The 18,398-nt window shown below is 62.1% G+C and carries 18 protein-coding genes, 1 tRNA gene and 1 pseudogene; 12 read left to right on the forward strand and 8 right to left on the reverse strand.

Annotated features, from left to right (window positions below):
• Positions 1–41: 41 nt before the first annotated feature.
• From RPMA_RS00765 to RPMA_RS00785, 5 genes and pseudogenes are all read right to left on the reverse strand, one after another.
• Positions 42–3,236, reverse strand: coding sequence for a molybdopterin dinucleotide binding domain-containing protein (locus RPMA_RS00765; RefSeq protein ID WP_211911045.1), 3,195 nt, complete (start codon positions 3,234–3,236; stop codon positions 42–44).
• 10 nt (positions 3,237–3,246) lie between these two features.
• Positions 3,247–4,032: a polysulfide reductase NrfD family protein gene (locus RPMA_RS00770; protein ID WP_249225500.1), complete on the reverse strand. Its 786-nt coding sequence runs from the start codon at positions 4,030–4,032 to the stop codon at positions 3,247–3,249.
• A 26-nt stretch (positions 4,033–4,058) separates the two neighbouring features.
• Positions 4,059–4,298, reverse strand: a pseudogene (gene nrfD / locus RPMA_RS28485) (NrfD/PsrC family molybdoenzyme membrane anchor subunit); the annotation flags it as partial.
• Positions 4,299–4,303: 5 nt separating this feature from the next.
• Positions 4,304–5,167 (reverse strand): sulfate reduction electron transfer complex DsrMKJOP subunit DsrO, encoded by an 864-nt coding sequence (gene dsrO, locus RPMA_RS00780; RefSeq protein ID WP_249225501.1) that lies wholly within the window; start codon positions 5,165–5,167, stop codon positions 4,304–4,306.
• Between the two features lie 135 nt (positions 5,168–5,302).
• Positions 5,303–5,377: transfer RNA gene (locus RPMA_RS00785), tRNA-Gly, on the reverse strand.
• A 295-nt stretch (positions 5,378–5,672) separates the two neighbouring features.
• Here RPMA_RS00785 and trxA point away from each other — a divergent pair.
• From trxA to RPMA_RS00800, 3 genes are read left to right on the forward strand one after another with little or no spacing between them, the layout of a single operon-like run.
• Entirely contained in the window at positions 5,673–6,593 is a 921-nt protein-coding gene (gene trxA, locus RPMA_RS00790) for a thioredoxin (RefSeq protein WP_211911048.1), read from the forward strand.
• Between the two features lie 24 nt (positions 6,594–6,617).
• Positions 6,618–7,292, forward strand: coding sequence for an LON peptidase substrate-binding domain-containing protein (locus RPMA_RS00795; RefSeq protein ID WP_211911049.1), 675 nt, complete (start codon positions 6,618–6,620; stop codon positions 7,290–7,292).
• A gap of 13 nt (positions 7,293–7,305) precedes the next feature.
• Positions 7,306–7,503 carry a Trm112 family protein gene (locus RPMA_RS00800; protein ID WP_211911050.1) on the forward strand — a complete coding sequence of 66 codons (198 nt, stop codon included), beginning with the start codon at positions 7,306–7,308 and terminating at the stop codon, positions 7,501–7,503.
• Positions 7,504–7,615: 112 nt separating this feature from the next.
• Here RPMA_RS00800 and RPMA_RS00805 read toward each other — a convergent pair whose 3' ends face one another.
• Positions 7,616–8,845 (reverse strand): ubiquinone biosynthesis hydroxylase, encoded by a 1,230-nt coding sequence (locus tag RPMA_RS00805; RefSeq protein ID WP_211911051.1) that lies wholly within the window; start codon positions 8,843–8,845, stop codon positions 7,616–7,618.
• Between the two features lie 152 nt (positions 8,846–8,997).
• On the opposite strand from RPMA_RS00805, the gene tesB reads away from it, so the two are divergent.
• From tesB to RPMA_RS00840, 7 genes are all read left to right on the forward strand, one after another.
• On the forward strand, positions 8,998–9,873 hold the full coding sequence (tesB, locus tag RPMA_RS00810) for an acyl-CoA thioesterase II (protein WP_211911052.1): 876 nt from the start codon (positions 8,998–9,000) through the stop codon (positions 9,871–9,873).
• A gap of 13 nt (positions 9,874–9,886) precedes the next feature.
• Positions 9,887–10,183 carry a YciI family protein gene (locus RPMA_RS00815; protein WP_211911053.1) on the forward strand — a complete coding sequence of 99 codons (297 nt, stop codon included), beginning with the start codon at positions 9,887–9,889 and terminating at the stop codon, positions 10,181–10,183.
• Positions 10,184–10,314: 131 nt separating this feature from the next.
• Complete coding sequence (locus RPMA_RS00820) at positions 10,315–10,695, forward strand: hypothetical protein (RefSeq protein ID WP_211911054.1); 381 nt, start codon at positions 10,315–10,317, stop codon at positions 10,693–10,695.
• A complete protein-coding gene (locus RPMA_RS00825) occupies positions 10,692–10,880 on the forward strand; it encodes a helix-turn-helix transcriptional regulator (protein ID WP_211911055.1) in 189 nt (62 codons plus the stop codon). The genes RPMA_RS00820 and RPMA_RS00825 overlap by 4 nt, the downstream gene beginning before the upstream one ends.
• 88 nt (positions 10,881–10,968) lie before the next feature.
• Positions 10,969–11,307, forward strand: a complete 339-nt coding sequence (locus RPMA_RS00830; RefSeq protein ID WP_211911056.1) for a P-II family nitrogen regulator — start codon at positions 10,969–10,971, stop codon at positions 11,305–11,307.
• Positions 11,308–11,703: 396 nt separating this feature from the next.
• A complete protein-coding gene (locus RPMA_RS00835; protein ID WP_211911057.1) occupies positions 11,704–12,042 on the forward strand; it encodes a P-II family nitrogen regulator in 339 nt (112 codons plus the stop codon).
• A gap of 70 nt (positions 12,043–12,112) precedes the next feature.
• The gene (locus RPMA_RS00840) at positions 12,113–13,552 is read left to right on the forward strand and encodes an ammonium transporter (RefSeq protein WP_211911058.1); all 1,440 of its coding nucleotides are present in this window, start codon (positions 12,113–12,115) and stop codon (positions 13,550–13,552) included.
• A gap of 120 nt (positions 13,553–13,672) precedes the next feature.
• Here RPMA_RS00840 and RPMA_RS00845 read toward each other — a convergent pair whose 3' ends face one another.
• Both RPMA_RS00845 and RPMA_RS00850 read right to left on the reverse strand, forming a co-directional pair.
• Entirely contained in the window at positions 13,673–14,086 is a 414-nt protein-coding gene (locus RPMA_RS00845) for a type II toxin-antitoxin system VapC family toxin (RefSeq protein ID WP_211911059.1), read from the reverse strand.
• Positions 14,083–14,319, reverse strand: a complete 237-nt coding sequence (locus RPMA_RS00850; RefSeq protein ID WP_211911060.1) for an AbrB/MazE/SpoVT family DNA-binding domain-containing protein — start codon at positions 14,317–14,319, stop codon at positions 14,083–14,085. Before RPMA_RS00850 ends, RPMA_RS00845 begins: the two co-directional genes overlap by 4 nt.
• A gap of 171 nt (positions 14,320–14,490) precedes the next feature.
• On the opposite strand from RPMA_RS00850, the gene RPMA_RS00855 reads away from it, so the two are divergent.
• Both RPMA_RS00855 and RPMA_RS00860 read left to right on the forward strand, forming a co-directional pair.
• Positions 14,491–15,714 (forward strand): aminotransferase class I/II-fold pyridoxal phosphate-dependent enzyme, encoded by a 1,224-nt coding sequence (locus RPMA_RS00855; RefSeq protein WP_211911061.1) that lies wholly within the window; start codon positions 14,491–14,493, stop codon positions 15,712–15,714.
• 13 nt (positions 15,715–15,727) lie between these two features.
• Complete coding sequence (locus RPMA_RS00860; RefSeq protein ID WP_211911062.1) at positions 15,728–18,217, forward strand: DNA translocase FtsK; 2,490 nt, start codon at positions 15,728–15,730, stop codon at positions 18,215–18,217.
• Positions 18,218–18,398 lie beyond the last annotated feature (181 nt).

Genomic DNA, 18,398 nt, shown 5'->3' on the forward strand with positions numbered 1-18,398 from the left:
GCGGAATCGCGGAGGTCGGCGCATAAACAGGCTTGATCGGCCTAGGCACCGGCCTCCGCGCGGAACAGACGGGCGGGAATCCCCTGCCGCACCACCGCTCCGGACACCCAGTCGATCCAGACATTGGGAGAGCCTGGGGTCGTGGGATCGGCAAAACCGAGCAGATTCATGTTCACCCCCGCCTTGATCTGGTCGTTCACCGGGGTCGGCCTGCCGTCCACGATATGGGACCGGGCGCCCTGTTCCCAGTGCCCGTAGCCGAACTCCACGGCGATCGTCCCTGGAACGATGCCGTCGCGCAGCAGGGCCACGCCGCTGACCCGGCCACCGGGCGTCTCGATCGCGATGGCGTCCCCATTGGCGATGCCGAGACGCGCGGCATCATGACGGTTCAGCACGACGGGATTGCTTGGATGCACTTGCCGCAGGCGGCTGGCGCCGATCGATATCGAGCTCATCAGATTCGACTTGAAGGAGCAGACCATGAACGGCCAGTCGCGCTCGGAGAACACTTCACGAATCCCGGCGCCGCTCGCCAGCCGCGGCGGATAGTAGGTGGGGCACCCGACAATCTTCTCGCCGGTCATGGTGTGGCGCAGCCGCGCGAGATCGCCGTTCCAGATCGCCAGGGCTTTCTCGTAAGGCTTGACCTGATGATCGTCTCGCCACGACCTTTTCTCGTCGCCGAAGCGCCCGCCGCGCGTCATCAGGAAAGCCACCTTGCGCGCCTCTTCTGCGGGCAGTCGCTTGCCGAGCAGCGCGAGATGCCGTGATACGCCGGTGAGAGCGATCTCGTCGTCACTCGCATCGGGCACCGCATTGCCGCCCGCATAGGCGACATTGGCGAAGCCCCGGAGGAAAAAGTCTTCCTTGTCGAACAGATCGTACTTGCCGCCGGCCTTGTCGGTGATGGCATCCTTGCCAAAGCCGGGCAGACCGAGCTGCACCGCCGTGCTGATCAGGAAGTTCTCGATATCGATGGTGCGCCCTTGCGCATCCCTGCCGACGCGCGGCTCCAGCACCGGCCAGCGCACGGTGGAGACCTTCTGCACCACATCGGCCCAGGGCGCGCCGTGGCCCCAGCTTTCGTAGGTGAGCGTATCCGGCACGATATAGTCGGCGATCGCGCTCGTTTCGTTGATGAACGGATCCACCGAGATGATCAGCGGCAACTTCTTCGGATCCTTCAGCTTCTCGCTTAGCGCACCGCGGAATCCGTTGATCGCATACATCGGGTTGCTCATGTGGTTGATCCACACTTTCGCCCGGTAGGGATAGCCCGCGAGCGCCGCGGCAATGAATTCCGAGCTGAGCGCGCCGACAGCAGGATACCACGGCGCCTTCGCCGGGTAGGGAGGCTCACCCGCCGCTACCTTGCGCTTGTGTTCGCTGGTGTTCTCGTAGCGGAACGAGCGGTGGCGCGACAGCGAAACGCCTTTGGGCTGCCTGCGCCCTGCGAACTGCGCAAAATTGTAACGCGGTCCGGGGCCGAACGGGCCGAACGCACCTTCGCTCATCACGACCCCGCCCTTGACGTTCAGGTTGCCGATCAGAACGTTCAGCATGGCGATGGCATAGGCCGCATAGAAGCCGTTGCCGCCCATCGTACCACCATGGGAATTGGCCGCCGCGCGCTTGCCGAAGCGCGTGAAGCGGTCGGCGATGTCGATGATGGTCGCGGGCGGGATACCGCAGATGCCGGAATACTCGTCCAGCGTCATCCGGTTTGCTTCGGCGCGCAGCATCGCCAGTGACGACATCACACGCAGATTTTCTGCACCGATATCGACGCGTTCGTCGACGAAAATCTCGGCCGGCTCCGCGCCCGCATGGATCGTGAACGCATCGCCCCGCTTGACGACATAGACCGCCGGCGGCTTCGCGGCGGGCTTGGCCGCATCCTCGGCCGGCGGCTTGACGCCGCTGTCGAGGCCGAGATCCTCGGGGCGCAGGAATTCGCCGAAACGGGGATGGCCGGGCTCTGCGATCAGCAGATGCGTCGCATTCGACCAGCTCGCCTCGCCAGCCTGCTTCATCGCCTGCGGCGAAGGCTGGGCGAGAAACTTCGAGTCGTAGCGGTCATTCTCGATGATCCATCGGATCATCGCCATGACGAATGCGAGATCGGTCGATGGCTTGATGCCGACCCAGTGGTCGGGGCCGCTCACCGCATTGGACGATATCGGCAGCAGCGGCGTGACCACGACATAGTCGAAACTGTTGTCATCATCGCGCGTTCTCCCTTCCGCGAGCCGACGCCCCATGCGCTGGAACGGATTGCCGGCCTGCGCCGGCGCTGTGCCGATGAAAAGTCCGAAGCGGGTATTCGCCCAATCCGGCTTGCCATGCAGCATGGTCGAGATGTCGCCGAAGCTGGCGGCGGTGCCGACACGATAGGTCTGGCCGCAATAGGAGCCATGATTGGCATAGTTCACCGTCCCGAACGCCTGCTGCGCAAAGCGCTGGATCAGCGGCGTGCGCCCTTCATTTGAGGCGTCGGTGACGATGAGCTGATTGGCGACCACGCCGTATTCGGGATTGTCCTTGTCGATGAGCGTCTTGTGATCGTAGATCGCGCGGAGACCATCGACATGGCCTTCGCCGAACAAGTCGCCGCCTTCGACCACTTCCTTCACCAGCTGTTCGAAGGAAATGGTCTGCCAGCGTCCTTCGCCCCGCTTGCCGACCCGCTTCATCGGCTGCAGCACGCGGAACGCGCTATCGACATTCTCGAACATGCTGGCGCCGCGCGCGCAGGCCGTGGCGCGCCCTTCGAGCCCGCGATCGCCGCCAAGCCGCTTGTAGACATCACGCACCGGCACGCTGATGGAGACCGGGCTTGTGGTAGCAAGGGGATGATAGGGATTGCCGGCGATACGAACGATCCTGTTTGCTTTCTGATCCACGCGAACGCGCACGCCGCATGTGGTCCAGCAGCCGAAGCACATGGACGGCGACAACACATGGCCTTCCGCCATGGTGAGATCGCCCGTGCGGGGATCGATCGTCATTTCCGGCTTCAGGGAATTGCCGCGCGTGGCGCTCGCCGTGGGCGCACCCGCCGTCCCCTTGGCCAAGCCCTTGACCGCCTTCGTCGCCGTATCGGCATAGCCCGCGGCAAAAGCCGTCAAACCGCCCGCCGCGACGCCGCCCGAAATCAGCAACCGGCGCCGATCGATCCCGGAACCGCTGGGGGAAACCTCGGAGCTAACACTCTTGTCGTCGTTCATGCTCATCGCGGCGCCCTCAATTGGCGGCTTGCATCCGGCCGAGAAGCCGGAAAGGACTTTGCGGATAAAGGGACAGGGCGAAGGTCAGGATCGCGATCAACGCGGCGCAAAGACCAAACACGCCCACGATTCCCAACAGACCATCGCTTCCGAGCGGCATGCTGTAGAGATACAGGCCTGCGCCATATTTCGGCACGCTCTGGACGCTCATGAAAACGATCCAGCGGAACATCCAGGCCGAGGCGAGCATGGCAATTGCCAGCACGATCTGGAACACCGCGCCGCGATGGCGCACACGCCAGAGATTCAGCATGGCGGCGATCACCGCCCAGGTCACAAGCGACGCCACAAGACCGTTGGCCCAGGCCGGATAGCTGGCAAACAGCGATGCGGCGAAGGGGAAGGAGGCATCGGCGCCGAGTTGCCCCAAAAGCGCCCAGCTCAACACCGCACATGCGAGTGTTGTGGCCGCAGCCAAACCAAGCGTGATCACCGGCCGGCGCGGCATCGGCGCAAAGGCCGGCGGCAACAGACGCGAGATTAGAATGATCCCGCCGACCGTGCCAAGCAGAGCGGTCAAAGCGAGGTTCACCGGCAGCATGTAAGTGTGCCAGAGAACCCGCGCGCGCAGGGTCATGACTTCCGCGCCGGTATAGACGAGGATCGAAGCGGCGGAGAGCACCAGCAGAATGCCCGTCGCGCGCTGCAGCCGCCGCAGGCCGAGCCACCACGCCAAGCCGAATGTGACCGCGAGCAGCGTGAACAGCGGAAGCAGCAATGCCCCCACGACATCCACGACCACGGCGTGAAGTTCACGTAGAAGTGCCAGAAGCGGCCGGGCTGATGAAGATCGGCCAGGAGGGCGACCGGTGCAGCGATCGCGCACACCATCAGCAGCGTCGTTACCGAGGGCAACATCTGGTCCCACGGCGAGTCGGGCCGCGCGAAGCTGCAGGCCGCGGCAACAATGGCACTGGTCGCGGCGATCCCGACCAGGAAGAAGTACTGCACGGCCCAGGGAAGCCATGCAGCCTCATAGTGGGGGGACAGGATTTCGGTGATGGGCATGACGATCAATGTCCTTCGCTCAATCGGACAGCAGCCTGACCGTCGACATGATCGACAAATTCATCGGGAAGCCCGATGTAGAAGACATGCGGATTGGTGCTCATGGACGGCTTGAGTACCTTGATCTCATCTCTGTGCCTGGCCATTCGTACCGAGATCTCACTCGCGGGATCGAGGATGTCGCCGATGACACGCGCACCGCCGACGCAGGTCTCCACGCAAGCCGGCAGCAAGCCGGCTTCGAGACGATGTTCACAGAACGTGCACTTATCAGCCGTCTGCGTCTCGTGATTGATGAACCGCGCGTCGTAGGGACAGGCCTGGACGCAATAGCCACAGCCGACACAGCGCTCGTTGTCGATAAGAACCACGCCGTCGTCGCGCTGGAACGTCGCTTGAACCGGACAGACCGGAATACAGGGTGGCTCGTCGCAATGATTGCACAGCCGCGGCAACATCAGCATGTCCGGATTCCCGGACGCGTTCGGCATTTCGTACTGATGCACGACAGTACGGAACTGGCCGATCGGCGGCATGTTCTCCAGCGAGCAGCTGACCGTGCAGGCCTGGCAACCGATGCATTTTCGGAGATCCACCAGCATCGCATAACGCTTGCCATTGGCGCCGGGGCGTCGGGGCGGCTGGTCGTTGATGGCGGCTTCCGCGGCGCCGGCCGTGGCCAACAGCGCGCCAGAGCCTAGGGCCACCAAAGCCTTGAGAAGGCCGCGGCGCGCGTCGGAATGCGTTTCTTCGCATCGAGATCGTTCTTCTGCAGCATCCATCGCCAAGCTCCAAAGTAGAACGTTTCTACTGTAGCGACGGCATTTCTTAGGAAATTGATGCTGATCAAGAGCTATTTTGGAGGACACAACCCTACGTGAGGGCCGATTTTATATTTGTTTAAGGAAGCAAATACGCTCCGCCCAATCGCACGCGATCCGTTATCCCATGCGGGATAATTGTCTCAGATCGTCTCAAACGGGGTAAATCCGGAGCGGGAATTCTGGAGCGGGCGAAGGGGCTCGAACCCTCGACCCCGACCTTGGCAAGGTCGTGCTCTACCACTGAGCTACACCCGCATCCTAGAAGCGGCAACGATGGTGCGCCGCCGACGCGCGGACATATGCCAAATGCCGGCGGCGATTGCAACAGAAAGACGAAGGAATGTGCCAAGTTCCGTAAATGAGATGTTTCGCCGGTTTTGGACCGCCAAATCCCTGAATTGAGCCCGCAAGACGCGGTTTATGGCCGTCAGCCGCGGTTCACGGCGAGACTGCCGGCTCAGTCCGTTTGCAAATTGCTGTCACGAACGCCATTTATGCGCTTCGGGCGTGTTAGAAGCGCGCAGAAATTCCCGATACAGGTGAGGTTGACGTGACCATTATCGAACAGGGCGGCGAACCGATGCCGCAGGCAGGGTCCGCCCTCATCAAGGACACCACCACCCGCACCTTCATGCAGGACGTGATCGAGGAATCGAAGCACAAGCCGGTGCTGATCGACTTCTGGGCGCCCTGGTGCGGTCCGTGCCGCCAGCTGACCCCGATCATCGAGAAGGCCGTGACCGCCGCCAAGGGCCGGGTCAAGCTGGTGAAGATGAATATCGACGAGAATCCGGAGATTCCGGGCCAGATGGGCATCCAGTCGATCCCGGCCGTGATCGCCTTCGTCGATGGTCGCCCCGCCGACGGCTTCATGGGCGCGGTGCCCGAGAGCCAGATCAACGACTTCATCAACAAGCTCACCGCCGGCCGGCCCGGCGCCGAGCCAACCATTGCCGAACTGCTTGAAGAAGCTGAGGGCATTCTAGCCGAAGGTGATCCGGCCACCGCCGCGTCGATCTATGGTGAGATCATCGCCACCGACGCCACCAACATTGCCGCCATCGCCGGCCTCGCCAGCTGCTATGTCGCGACCGGTGCCATCGAACAGGCCAAGCAGACCCTGGAACTGGTTCCTGCCGCCAAGCGCGAGGATGCTGCCGTCACGGCCGTGCAGGCCAAGATCGATTTGATCGAGCAGGCCAGCGCGCTCGGCCCGGTGACGGAACTCGAAGCGAAAGTCGCCGCCGATCCGCTCGACCACCAGGCCCGCTTCGATCTCGCGGTCGCGCTCAACGGTGCCAACCAGCGCGAACAGGCCGTGACCCATCTGCTCGAAATCGTGAAGCGCGACCGCAAATGGAATGACGACGGCGCCCGCAAGCAGCTGCTGCAGTTCTTCGAGGCCTGGGGGCCGGTGGATGAAGCAACGGTTGACGGCCGCCGCCGTTTGTCCACGATCCTGTTCGCTTAGTCTGACACCAAAGCGAGGCCGGACATGCCCATCAATGCCGACTATCGCGGCCCGGCTGAATTGCCGGAAGTGATTCCGGTGTTCCCGCTGCCGGGCGCGCTGCTGCTGCCGCGCGGCCAGATGCCGCTCAACATCTTCGAGCAGCGCTACCTCGCGATGGTGGATGACGCGTTCCGCGACGGCCACCGCCTGATCGGCATGATCCAGCCGGATGCCGTGCATTCGGACGATGAAGAGCACCCATCGCTGTTCAAAGTCGGCTGTGTCGGCCGCATCACCCAGCTCGCCGAATCCGGCGACGGCCGCTACATTCTCGAACTCACCGGCGTCTCCCGCTTCGAGGTGATCGAGGAACTGTCGGTGCTGACGCAATATCGCCAGTGCAAGGTTGACTACTTCCCGTTCGTCGATGATTTCACCGCCCGCAAAGGCGAAGAGGACGTCGATCGCGACGCGCTGGTGAAGGCGCTCGGCGACTTTCTCAAGGTCAATAATCTCAAGGTCGATTGGGACGGGATCCATAAAGCGCCGAACGAGGCGTTGGTGAATGCGCTGGCGATGATGTCGCCCTATGGCCCGCCAGAGAAACAGGCGATGCTGGAAGCGCCGGACCTGAAGACCCGAGCCGAGATCCTGATCGCCATCACGGAGATGGATCTCGCCAAGAAACGCACCAGCGGCGATCCACCGCTGCAGTAATCAGGAGTGTCGTATGAATACCCCGACAGAACAACGCCAGGACGGCACCGATCCGAAGCTCTTGGAAATCCTGGTGTGCCCGGTGACCAAGGGCCAGCTGGAATTCGATGATGCACGCCAGGAGCTGATTTCCCGCTCGGCGAAGCTCGCCTATCCGATCCGCGACGGCATTCCGATCATGCTGCCGGAAGAAGCGAGGAAGATCGATTAGAGCAATACTCTGTCATGGCCGGGCTTGACCCGGCCATCCATCTTTGACGGAGCGCGATGCCAAGTTGGATCACCGGGTCAAGCCCGGTGAAGACATCGGAGTTTGAGGCGTCTTAAATCGCCTCGCCCTTCAACAACCGCGGCACTTCCCCGGACAATCCCGCGGCCTGCTTGATGAAGGCGCCCTTTAGCGGTGGCAGGCGATCGACGATGCCGAGGCCGATGTCGCGGATGCTGCGCACGAAGGGCAGATCGTTCGAGAACATGAAGTTCAGCACATTGGTCGCGACACCCATGCTCATGGTGTCGAACCGGCGCCAGCGCTGATAGCGCTCCAACACATCGGCCTGGCCGAAATCCATCCCGAGCCTTGCCGCATCGACGATGCTCTCCGCGAGCGCGGCCACATCCTTCAGGCCCATATTGAGCCCCTGTCCCGCGATCGGATGGATCACATGAGCGGCATCGCCGATCAATGCGAGACGTTCGCCGATAAACGAACGCGCGACAAAATAGCCGAGCGGGAATGCACGCGGCTTGTCGAGGGCTTTGATCTCACCGAGATGCAGGCCGAAGCGACGCTCCAGCTCCGCATGGAATTCATCCTCCGGCAACGCGACGATGCGCTCGGCATCTTTCCGCTTTTCCGTCCATACCAGCGACGAGCGGTTGCCCCTGAGCGGCAGGATCGCGAACGGACCGGCTGGCAAAAAATGTTCTTCCGCGCGGCCTTGATGATCGCGCTCATGGCCGACGGTGACGACGATGCCGGACTGATCGTAATCCCAGCCATGGGTCGCGATCCCTGCCCGCTCGCGCAGTTTCGAACGCGCACCATCTGCCGCCACCAGTAGAGCCGCCTCGATCACGCTGCCATCGCCAAGCGTGACGCTGACGCCATCGGGGCGTGAGTTGAACGTCGTCACTGGCGTTGCGCGCAGATCAATGCCCGCGGCTTCGGTGCGCTGGACCAGCTCGTCGATCAGCCGGCGATTTTCGACCATATGGGCGAAGGGTTCGCCGGGCTCGACTTCACCCGCAAAGGTCAAAAAGGTCGGCCGGGTCGCGTCATCAACCTTGGAATCCGTCACCACCATGTCGAGGATCGGCTGCGCTTCGGCGGCCACCGCGTCCCAGACGCCGATAGCATCGAACATGCGCCGGCAGGCGGCGACGATGGCGGATGCGCGCGGGTCGCGGCTCGGCCGCATCGCCAGCGCGGGATCGGCAACGATCACCGGCACATTCGGCCCGAGCCCCTGACGCAGCGCCAAAGCCAGCGCCAGCCCAGCGAATGCGCCGCCGCCGATGACGATGCCCTTTTGGCCCTTTTGTGCCGTCATGATACCCGTTCCTGCTGTTGCCACGCGCTTATAGCTGGGCGAAACAGGAATGCGAAACAAGGCAGATCAATCCAAGGCATGGGAACCATGACCTGGATCATCCGCGCTTGGTAAATTCACCGTCACGCAGCCGCTTCACGAAAGACGCCGACATGTCCAAGAGCCTGATCGATCTGATCGACATCCTCGATCTCGAGACCATCGAGGTGAACATGTTCCGCGGCCGCAGCCCAAAGACGCGCTGGCAGCGCGTGTTCGGTGGCCAGGTGATCGGCCAGGCGCTGGTGGCCTCGGTGCGCACGGTGGAAGGCCGCATGCCGCACTCGCTGCATTGCTATTTCATCCTGCCCGGTGATCCGCAGATTCCGATCATCTACGAGGTCGAGCGCCTGCGCGACGGCAAGAGCTATTCGACCCGCCGCGTCACCGCGATCCAGCATGGCCAGGCGATCTTCTCGATGATGGTCTCGTTCCACGCCGAGGAAGAGGACTCGTTCAACCACTTCGATCCGATGCCCGACGTGCCGCCACCGGATCGCCTGTCCGCTGAAGAACTGGCGAAGGATCCGATCATCGAGAAGATGCCGGATTACATCCGCCGCTATTACGAGAGCGATCGTCCGATCGAGCTGCGGCCGGTGGAATTCAAGCGCTATGCCGGCGAGAAGATTCCGGACGGCCGCATCAATTTCTGGATTCGCACCGCAGCCAAGCTTCCGGACGATCCGGCACTGCATATGTGTGCGCTCGCCTATGCGTCGGATTTCTCGCTGCTCGATTCGATCATGTCGCGCTATGGCCGCACGCTGTTCGACGGCCAGGCCATGGCCGCCAGCCTCGATCATGCCATGTGGTTTCACCGCCCGTTCCGCGCCGACGAATGGCTGCTCTACAGCCAGGATTCGCCGAGCGCACAGAACGGCCGCGGTCTCGCCCGCGGCATGATCTTCAAGCCAGACGGCACGCTTGTCGCGTCCGTTGCGCAAGAGGGCTCGGTGCGCGAGCGCCGCGAGAAGCCGAAGAGCTAAGGGAAGCGCGACCATGCCTTACGTGATCGAGACTTGGGACAAGCCGGGCAGCCAGGCCATCCGCGCCGAGCATCGGCCGGCACATCTGGCGTTTCTCGCCGAACACGCGAAGAAACTCCTCGCCTGCGGCGCCAAGCTCCATGACGACGGCACCGATCTCGGCGGCGGCATCTATGTGCTCGACACCGAGGACCGTGCCGAGGCCGACGCCTTCATCGCCGCCGATCCCTTCACCAAAGCCGGACTGTTCGAGCGCGTGAGCATTGTCCGGCAGCGCCGGGCCTATGTGGGCGGCGTCTGCCATTTGTGAGCGGCTTTATAGGCAAAGGCGCGTTTCCACCGTGCCATTCTGCGATCGCTAGCGTTAGCTCCGAAGCATGATGTAAAGCATGCTTTACATTTCACCGATCTCCTGTAAAGCGACCTTTACAGGAGATACATATGTTCAAACCAAAACGCTATTACATCGAACTCGGAAGCGCCTTGGCGCTCTATGTCGTTCTGTTGTTCGCAGCCAATCTGCTCGAGCGGGCGCTCCAGCCAACCGCGACACTGCTGATCGCCATGAATCTCCTGCCGGTGCTGGGCGCCATTGTAGCGGCCTGGACCATCATGCGCGCACTGCGCCGCATGGATGAATTGCAGCGCCGCGTTCAATTCGATGCCATTGCCCTGTCGTTTCTGGGCACAGCGCTCATCACCATCGCCTGGGGCTTTGCGGAAGGCGCAGGCTTGCCGCATCTGCGCGCCTTTGCCATCTGGCCGATCATGGCCGCGCTCTGGGGCATCGGCACCATTCTCGCGCAATTGCGCTACCGATGAACAATCGGCTGAAGGAATTGCGTCTCGCGCGCCAATGGAGCCAGGGGCAGCTTGCCGAGACCTTATCGGTCTCGCGCCAGACCGTGAACGCAATCGAGAACGGCCGCTACGATCCTAGCCTGCCATTGGCCTTTGCGATTGCCGCTGCCTTCGCATTGAAGATCGAGGACATCTTCCAGCCATAGCCGCCCGCGCGTCTCGCTTAGGCCCTATGGTCATGTGTCGCATGATTGCGTAAGCAGGGCGTAAGATGGACCCAACAGGAACCCTGTCATGAAGCTCGTGGTCGCGATCATCAAACCGTTCAAGCTCGACGAGGTGCGTCAGGCCCTGACCGCCATCGGCGTGCACGGCATGACCGTGACCGAAGTGAAGGGCTATGGCCGGCAGAAGGGCCATACCGAGATGTATCGCGGTGCCGAGTATATCGTGAACTTCCTGCCCAAGCTGCGCCTCGAAATCGCGGTGGATTCCGATCTCGCTGAGAAGACCGTCGAGGTCATTTCGTCCAGCGCCCGCACGGGCCAGATCGGTGACGGAAAAATCTTCGTCACTCCCATCGACCGAGCATTGCGTATCCGCACCGGCGAAACGGATAGCGATGCCCTGTAGGGCCGCGGCCTTCGCGATCGATTGAATAAAGGCCGTCCTGCCCGCACTGGCTGAACAGGCCTGCTATTTAGACATTTCCCAATGGTCTGCCGAAAATCTGCGTGGCGGAATACCATTTTCCTGCCTTTCGCCTGAGCAGGATTGTGTCGGCAACCTGTCATGCTTTCGTTTTAGGCAGGATTGGCTAGAGTTTGAGCGCGACCGAATAGCGCACTCGGAGGCCGATGCTGCAAAGCGGGAAAAGAGGCACATTCACAAGCCGTTAGCCACATTCAGCGAGTTGGCACGGCATTTGATTCTATCTGGTCAGGCTGCGACCGCGTTGTGAATTTCTCCGCGTGGGAACCTCAGTCGAGATCGCCCGACCATTCGTCGGGCCTAGCGGGGATAGGACCCATGAAAATTGTTATGGCGATCATCAAGCCATTCAAGCTTGAGGAAGTCCGTGATGCCCTGACCGCCATTGGCGTTCACGGTTTGACGGTGACGGAAGTCAAAGGCTACGGCCGCCAAAAGGGCCACACCGAAATCTATCGCGGCGCCGAATACGCCGTGAGCTTCCTGCCGAAGATCAAGATCGAAGTCGCTGTCGCCTCCGACCAGGTGGACAAGACCATCGACGCGATCTCGTCGGCCGCCAAGACCGGCCAGATCGGTGACGGCAAGATCTTCGTCATCAGCCTCGAACACGCCGTTCGTATCCGCACCGGCGAGGCCGATGCCGCGGCGCTCTAAGCGCCCGCATGCCCGCCAAGTCTCATCCACTCGCAATCAATTTAGTTTCTTCAATCAGGAGTCTCACAAAATGACGTTCAAGCGTCCATCTGGCGCGGGATTGGCGGCACTTGCCGCCGGCCTGTTTGCCGCAACCGCGGCCTACGCCGAGCCGACCATCAACAAGGGCGACAATGCCTGGGTCATGACCTCGACGGTCCTCGTGCTGTTGATGACCATCCCCGGCCTGGCCCTGTTCTATGGCGGCCTCGTCCGCTCCAAGAACATGCTCTCGGTGCTGATGCAGATCCTCTACACCGTCTGTATCGTCATGATCATCTGGGCCGTTTACGGCTACAGCATCACCTTCACCGGTGGCTCCGCTTTCATCGGCGGCTTCTCCAAGGCCTTCATGGCCGGCATCACGCCGGAATCCATGGCCGGCACCTTCTCGGCTGACGTCGCCGTGCAGGAAATGGTCTATTTCTGCTTCCAGATGACCTTCGCAGCGATCACCCCGTCGCTGATCGTCGGCGCCTTCGCAGAACGCACCAAATTCGCAGCCGTTGCGCTGTTCGTGCCGCTCTGGGTCACGCTGATCTACTTCCCGATGGCCCACATGGTCTGGTACTGGGCCGGTCCGGACGCGATCGTTGCAGCTGCCAAGGCTGTTGCGGCTGCAGCTCCCGATGCGAAGGCTGCGGCGCAGGCCAAGCTTGATGAAGTGATGGCCGACGGCGGCCAGATCTTCCTGTGGGGCGCGCTCGACTTCGCCGGCGGCACCGTGGTGCACATCAATGCCGGTATCGCAGGTCTCGTCGGCTGCCTGATCATCGGCAAGCGCACCGGCTACGGCAAGGAGCTGATGGCTCCGCACTCGCTGACCATGACCATGATCGGCGCCTCGCTGCTCTGGGTTGGCTGGTTCGGCTTCAATGTCGGTTCGAACCTCGAAGCATCGGGCGGCGCAGGCCTCGCGATGGTCAACACCTTCCTCGCCACTGCTGCTGCTGCGATGGCCTGGATGTTCGCGGAATGGCTGACCAAGGGTCATCCGTCGCTGCTGGGTGCTGCTTCGGGCGCGGTTGCCGGCCTTGTTGCCGTCACCCCGGCCGCCGGCTTCTCCGGCCCGATGGGCGCCCTGGTGCTCGGCTTCGTCGCCGGCTTCGTCTGCCTGTTCTTCTGCACCACTGTGAAGAATGCGCTCGGCTATGACGACTCCCTCGATGTGTTCGGCGTCCACTGCGTTGGCGGCATCCTCGGCGCGCTCGGCACCGGCATTCTGGTCAACCCCGCCCTCGGCGGCACCGGCGTGATGGACTACGTCGCCGGCAAGGTCGGCGATTACGATCTCGTCACCCAGATGCTGGCACAGAGCAAGGGCGTGCTCCTGACCATCGTGCTCTCGGGCGTCGGTTCGGCGATCCTGTTCAAGGTCGTCGATGTGATCGTCGGCCTGCGCGTCACGGTCGAAGTCGAGCGCGAAGGCCTCGACGTCACCGAGCACACCGAACGCGCCTACAACATGTAAGCGCAAAACTCCGGCGCCTTGGCGCCGGAGTTTCAAGGATCGGGTGGTGCAATACCCGGCAATGCCCCACCCGCCGAAGGGCCCCAGCGCAAGCTGCGGGCCCTTCACTTTTTGGAAGGATCAGGCTTCGTTCTTGTCAGGCGCGATCAGGATGACGGTCGGGAAATAAGTGCGATAGCGATGAGTGTCACGTGTCAGTAGGGGGATGCGTTCGACGGCTGCGTGAGCACCGATGAAGAAGTCTGGAAGAACGCCGGTGCGGAGACCTCCGGCACGCCGGTAGCGAATGAACGTTTTGCCCGCGAGAAACAGGGCTGCACGCGGCATCGGCGTCAGAAGGATTCCGTTTTCTTCCAACAGCGCATCGAGAGTCTCGAAGGTACCGTAACGCGCTGAGACCTCAGCATAGATGACATCGTTGATCATCAACGGACCATTGAGCGCGGCCCGTTCGAGCTGATGTTCCGACCAGGCCGCCCAACGTTGCCCAATCGTGATGACGTCGAGCAAGATGTTGGAATCGACCAGTGTCATTCCGGCTCACCCCGTAGCAAAGCCATCAGTTCATCTGTGCTCATGCCCGGGCCAGCGCTACCACGCAGGCTCGCGAAACGACCCGTTGGCTTTTCACCATCGGCCCTTTCGATCACCACGTCCCCGTTATCACCGAGCCTGAAATTCACCTCGCTTCCCGGCGCGATGCCGAGATGGTCTCGCACCGCTTTCGGGATGGTCACCTGCCCCTTGCTAGTGAGCGTTTTCGTCATCGAAACCTCCTGCGGTATTACTCATCTAAGCATAAGTAATACTAAGGCTGAGCGTCACCACCCGTCCATGGTTAATCGGGCCTTAACCTCGCCCCATCTATGGTGGTCTGATCCCATTCCCGCCGATGCCATCGGGCAATCGGCGGCGTTGAAAGTACTGGCGTTTTTCAGATGGCTTCCACCACTCCTCCGCATCTGCATGGCACATCCCGGACCTCGGCAGGGGCCGATGGCGGGCGGTCGCCATTTGCACGACTGACGGAGCTGCTGGCGCCGTATCAGCCCGGCTTGCCGCTCATCACGCTGTCGCTTGGCGAACCGCAGCATCCGGTACCGGATTTTGTCGGGCCGATTTTGGCGAAACACATCAACGATTTCGGACGCTATCCGATCGCCAAGGGGATCGAGCCGTTCCGCAAGGCGGCTGCGACCTGGATGGAAAAGCGGTTCAAGCTGCCGCGGGCCGTGGATCCGGAGACAGAGATTCTGGTGCTGAACGGCAGCCGCGAGGGGCTGTTCTTCGCCGGCATCGCGGCGGCGCGCTATGTCGGGCCGCGCGAGGGCAAGCCCGCGATCTTGCTGCCCAATCCATTCTACCCCGCCTATGGCGCAGGCGCCCAGGCGGCGGGGTGCGAGGCGGTTTTTCTGCCGACCACGGTTGAAAACGGCTTTCTCCCCGATCTCAATGCGATCGATGAGTCTGTCTTGCGGCGAACCGTGGCGATCTACATCGCCTCGCCTGCGAACCCGCAGGGCGCCGTCGCCACTCCGGAATATTTCAGGCAGCTGCATGCGCTGAGCCTCAAGCACGGCTTCATCGTGCTGTCGGACGAATGCTATTCCGAAATCTATACCCGCGAAGCGCCAGGCAGCATGCTCGCGGCCGCAGGCCCTGATTTCCAGAACGTCGTCGCCTTCCAGTCCCTGTCGAAGCGCTCGAACCTGCCCGGCATGCGCGTCGGCTTCGTCGCGGGCGACAGGAAATTCCTCAGCGCGTTTCACGAGTTGCGCAATGTCGCCGCGCCACAGGTGCCGGTGCCGCTGCAGCACGTGGCGACGGCCGCTTATGCCGACGAGAGCCATGTGGAGGAAAACCGCAGGCTTTACGGTCTCAAATTCGACCTTGCGGATCAGATCCTTGGCAACCGCTACGGTTACAAGCGGCCGGCCGGTGGCTTCTGCTTGTGGCTCGATGTCTCCAATTGTGGAGGCGATGAAGAGGCAACCGTGCGGCTGTACAGAGATGGCGGGGTCCGTGTCGTCCCCGGAAGCTACCTCGCCCGGACGCAGCCGGATGGCAGCAATCCCGGCGCCGGCTATATCCGGATCGCCATGGTTCAAGACAGTGACACCACCGCGGAGGCGTTACATCGCCTCGTGAAGATTCTCGGCTGATCGAAGGCGCAGCATGAGCACCACGATCGAACGCGTTATTCCTCTGGTCGGGCACCTGCCCGTCTCGCTTCGCGAGGCGCTGGGTCGGCGGCTGCGCGAACTCGCGGGCTTTGCCCTGATCGGCGTCGCCGGCCTTGCCGCGGCTGCGATGATGACCTGGTCCGTGCAGGACCCGAGCCTCTCGCATGCCACATCGCGCGCCATTCGGAACGTTGTCGGCTATCCCGGCGCCATCGGTGCCGATCTGCTGATGCAGATCCTCGGCCTTGGCGCCATCATGATGATCCTCACCGTTGCCGTATGGGGCTGGCGAATGATGACGCATCGGCATTTCGATCGCGAAGCATTGCGTCTGACCTGCTGGCTGCTCTGCACCGTATCCGCCGCAGGCTTTGCCAGTTGCTGGCAGCATGGCGGCTCGTGGCCGCTGCCGACCGGTGTCGGTGGCGTGGTCGGTGATGCACTGTTTCGGGCGCCGGCTGTCGTGTTCGGCCCTGTCGGCTTCATCTACCGCTTCGTGCTCGGTCTCATTTTTTGTTCGGTGATGACCGTCAGTTTCATAATTGCCTGCGGCTATGGCTCCAAGCCCAAGGAAGAGTTCCCCGAGATCGAGGATATCGACGACGAGCCTTTTGAAGACGTCGATGAAGAAAAGGATCGTCGTTCCTTCTCGGTCTCGCTCGGCTGGTTCGTGCACGGCTTGATGAGCACGAAAGCGCGCATCGGCCGTATCCTGTCATTCCTCTACGGCAAGTTTGTCACCTCAGGTGCCGAACCTCGTGCCGCCGCCTTCGAGCGTCAGGAGCCGAATCTCGGCGGCCGTCGCGCGAGCCCGCCGATTGCTCCGCATGATGAGCATGATGACGAAGAGCAGGAGGAAGACGAAGAGGAATACGAGGAAGAGGAAGAAGAGATCGAGGAAGAGCCCGCCCCGAAGGCGCGCAAGAAGTCTTCCGCGAAAGAGCCGGTCCGCAAGAACAACAACGGCAAATTCGAACTGCCGTCCGTCGGCATGCTCACCGCGCCGAAGGCTGCCGATCGCAAGCCGCTCAGCAAGGCCGAACTCGAAGCCAATTCGCGCGCGCTGGAAGGCGTGCTGCAGGACTTTGGCGTGCGCGGCGAAATCGTCAAAGCCAATCCGGGGCCCGTCGTCACGCTGTACGAACTCGAGCCCGCACCGGGCATCAAGTCGTCGCGCGTCATCGGCCTCGCCGACGATATTGCACGCTCCATGAGCGCCCTCTCCGCGCGTGTCGCCGTGGTGCCCGGTCGGAATGCGATCGGCATCGAATTGCCGAACCAGCATCGTGAAAATGTCTATCTGCGCGAGTTGCTGACCGTGCAGGACACCAATGAAGGCATCAAGCTGCCGCTTTGCCTCGGCAAGAATATCGGCGGCGAAAGCATCATCATCGACCTCGCCCGCACGCCGCATATGCTGATCGCCGGTACCACCGGTTCGGGTAAGTCGGTGGCGATCAATACGATGATCCTCAGCCTCGTTTACAGGCTGCGGCCGGATCAGTGCCGCCTGATCATGGTCGATCCGAAGATGCTCGAACTGTCCGTCTATGACGGCATCCCGCATCTTCTCACGCCCGTCGTGACCGATCCGAAGAAAGCCGTGGTCGCGCTCAAATGGGCCGTGCGTGAGATGGAAGAACGTTACAAGCGCATGGCCAAGCTCGGCGTGCGCAATATCGACGGCTACAATGTGCGTCTCGCCGAGGCGCAGAAGAAGGGTGAAGAGCTCACCCGCACGGTTCACACCGGCTTCGACAAGGAAACCGGCAAGGCGATCTACGAGGAAGAGAAACTCGATCTCTCGCCGCTGCCCTATATCGTCATCATCGTCGACGAAATGGCCGACCTGATGATGGTGGCCGGCAAGGACATCGAAGGTCTGGTGCAGCGCCTCGCGCAGATGGCGCGCGCCGCCGGTCTTCACGTCGTGCTCGCCACCCAGCGTCCGTCGGTGGACGTCATCACCGGTACGATCAAGGCGAACTTCCCGACGCGTATCTCCTTCCAGGTGACGTCGAAGATCGACAGCCGCACCATCCTTGGTGAGATGGGCGCTGAGCAACTGCTCGGCCGCGGTGATATGCTCTACATGGCCGGCGGCGGTCGCATCTCGCGCGTGCACGGACCTTTTGTGTCCGACGAGGAAGTCGAAAAAGTCGTCAAGCACCTCAAGACCCAGGGCGAGCCGGAATATCTCGAAGCGGTCACGGCGGAAGAGCCGGAAGAAGGCGAAGACGGCGCGGTGTTCGACAATACCGGCATGGGCAGCGATGGCGGCGGCGACCTCTATCAGCAGGCCGTCGCGATCGTGAAACGCGACCGCAAGGCGTCCACCAGCTACATCCAGCGCCGCCTGCAGATCGGTTACAACCGTGCGGCGTCGCTGATCGAACGAATGGAAAATGAAGGGGTCGTGGGCCAGCCAAACCATGCCGGCAAGCGCGAAATCCTTATTGCGGAAGAAGAGAGCGGTTTCTGACGCGTGACGGTACCTTGGAACAAACACGTTGACGGGTCGCGAAATCGCCACAGCGCAGGGCTACGGCCAGCGCATGCGGCAGAAGTCGCACCAGACGCGCCATGGACACCCGACCCCAGCGCAAACCCGATATCCACCCCGACGCAAAGCGCGCTAGAATGCGCTGCTGACATCGCCGAGC

The organism is Tardiphaga alba (assembly GCF_018279705.1).
Taxonomy (GTDB): domain Bacteria; phylum Pseudomonadota; class Alphaproteobacteria; order Rhizobiales; family Xanthobacteraceae; genus Tardiphaga; species Tardiphaga alba.

What these genes read in the sequence shown, in the direction of transcription:
- RPMA_RS00765 (WP_211911045.1), bottom strand. Translation starts at nt 3,236, where the DNA reads ATGAGCATGAACGACGACAAGAGTGTTAGCTCCGAGGTTTCCCCCAGC.
- RPMA_RS00795 (WP_211911049.1), top strand. Translation starts at nt 6,618, where the DNA reads ATGCCCATCAATGCCGACTATCGCGGCCCGGCTGAATTGCCGGAAGTG.
- RPMA_RS00800 (WP_211911050.1), top strand. Translation starts at nt 7,306, where the DNA reads ATGAATACCCCGACAGAACAACGCCAGGACGGCACCGATCCGAAGCTC.
- RPMA_RS00805 (WP_211911051.1), bottom strand. Translation starts at nt 8,845, where the DNA reads ATGACGGCACAAAAGGGCCAAAAGGGCATCGTCATCGGCGGCGGCGCA.
- tesB (WP_211911052.1), top strand. Translation starts at nt 8,998, where the DNA reads ATGTCCAAGAGCCTGATCGATCTGATCGACATCCTCGATCTCGAGACC.
- RPMA_RS00815 (WP_211911053.1), top strand. Translation starts at nt 9,887, where the DNA reads ATGCCTTACGTGATCGAGACTTGGGACAAGCCGGGCAGCCAGGCCATC.
- RPMA_RS00820 (WP_211911054.1), top strand. Translation starts at nt 10,315, where the DNA reads ATGTTCAAACCAAAACGCTATTACATCGAACTCGGAAGCGCCTTGGCG.
- RPMA_RS00825 (WP_211911055.1), top strand. Translation starts at nt 10,692, where the DNA reads ATGAACAATCGGCTGAAGGAATTGCGTCTCGCGCGCCAATGGAGCCAG.
- RPMA_RS00830 (WP_211911056.1), top strand. Translation starts at nt 10,969, where the DNA reads ATGAAGCTCGTGGTCGCGATCATCAAACCGTTCAAGCTCGACGAGGTG.
- RPMA_RS00835 (WP_211911057.1), top strand. Translation starts at nt 11,704, where the DNA reads ATGAAAATTGTTATGGCGATCATCAAGCCATTCAAGCTTGAGGAAGTC.
- RPMA_RS00840 (WP_211911058.1), top strand. Translation starts at nt 12,113, where the DNA reads ATGACGTTCAAGCGTCCATCTGGCGCGGGATTGGCGGCACTTGCCGCC.
- RPMA_RS00845 (WP_211911059.1), bottom strand. Translation starts at nt 14,086, where the DNA reads ATGACACTGGTCGATTCCAACATCTTGCTCGACGTCATCACGATTGGG.
- RPMA_RS00850 (WP_211911060.1), bottom strand. Translation starts at nt 14,319, where the DNA reads ATGACGAAAACGCTCACTAGCAAGGGGCAGGTGACCATCCCGAAAGCG.
- RPMA_RS00855 (WP_211911061.1), top strand. Translation starts at nt 14,491, where the DNA reads ATGGCTTCCACCACTCCTCCGCATCTGCATGGCACATCCCGGACCTCG.
- RPMA_RS00860 (WP_211911062.1), top strand. Translation starts at nt 15,728, where the DNA reads ATGAGCACCACGATCGAACGCGTTATTCCTCTGGTCGGGCACCTGCCC.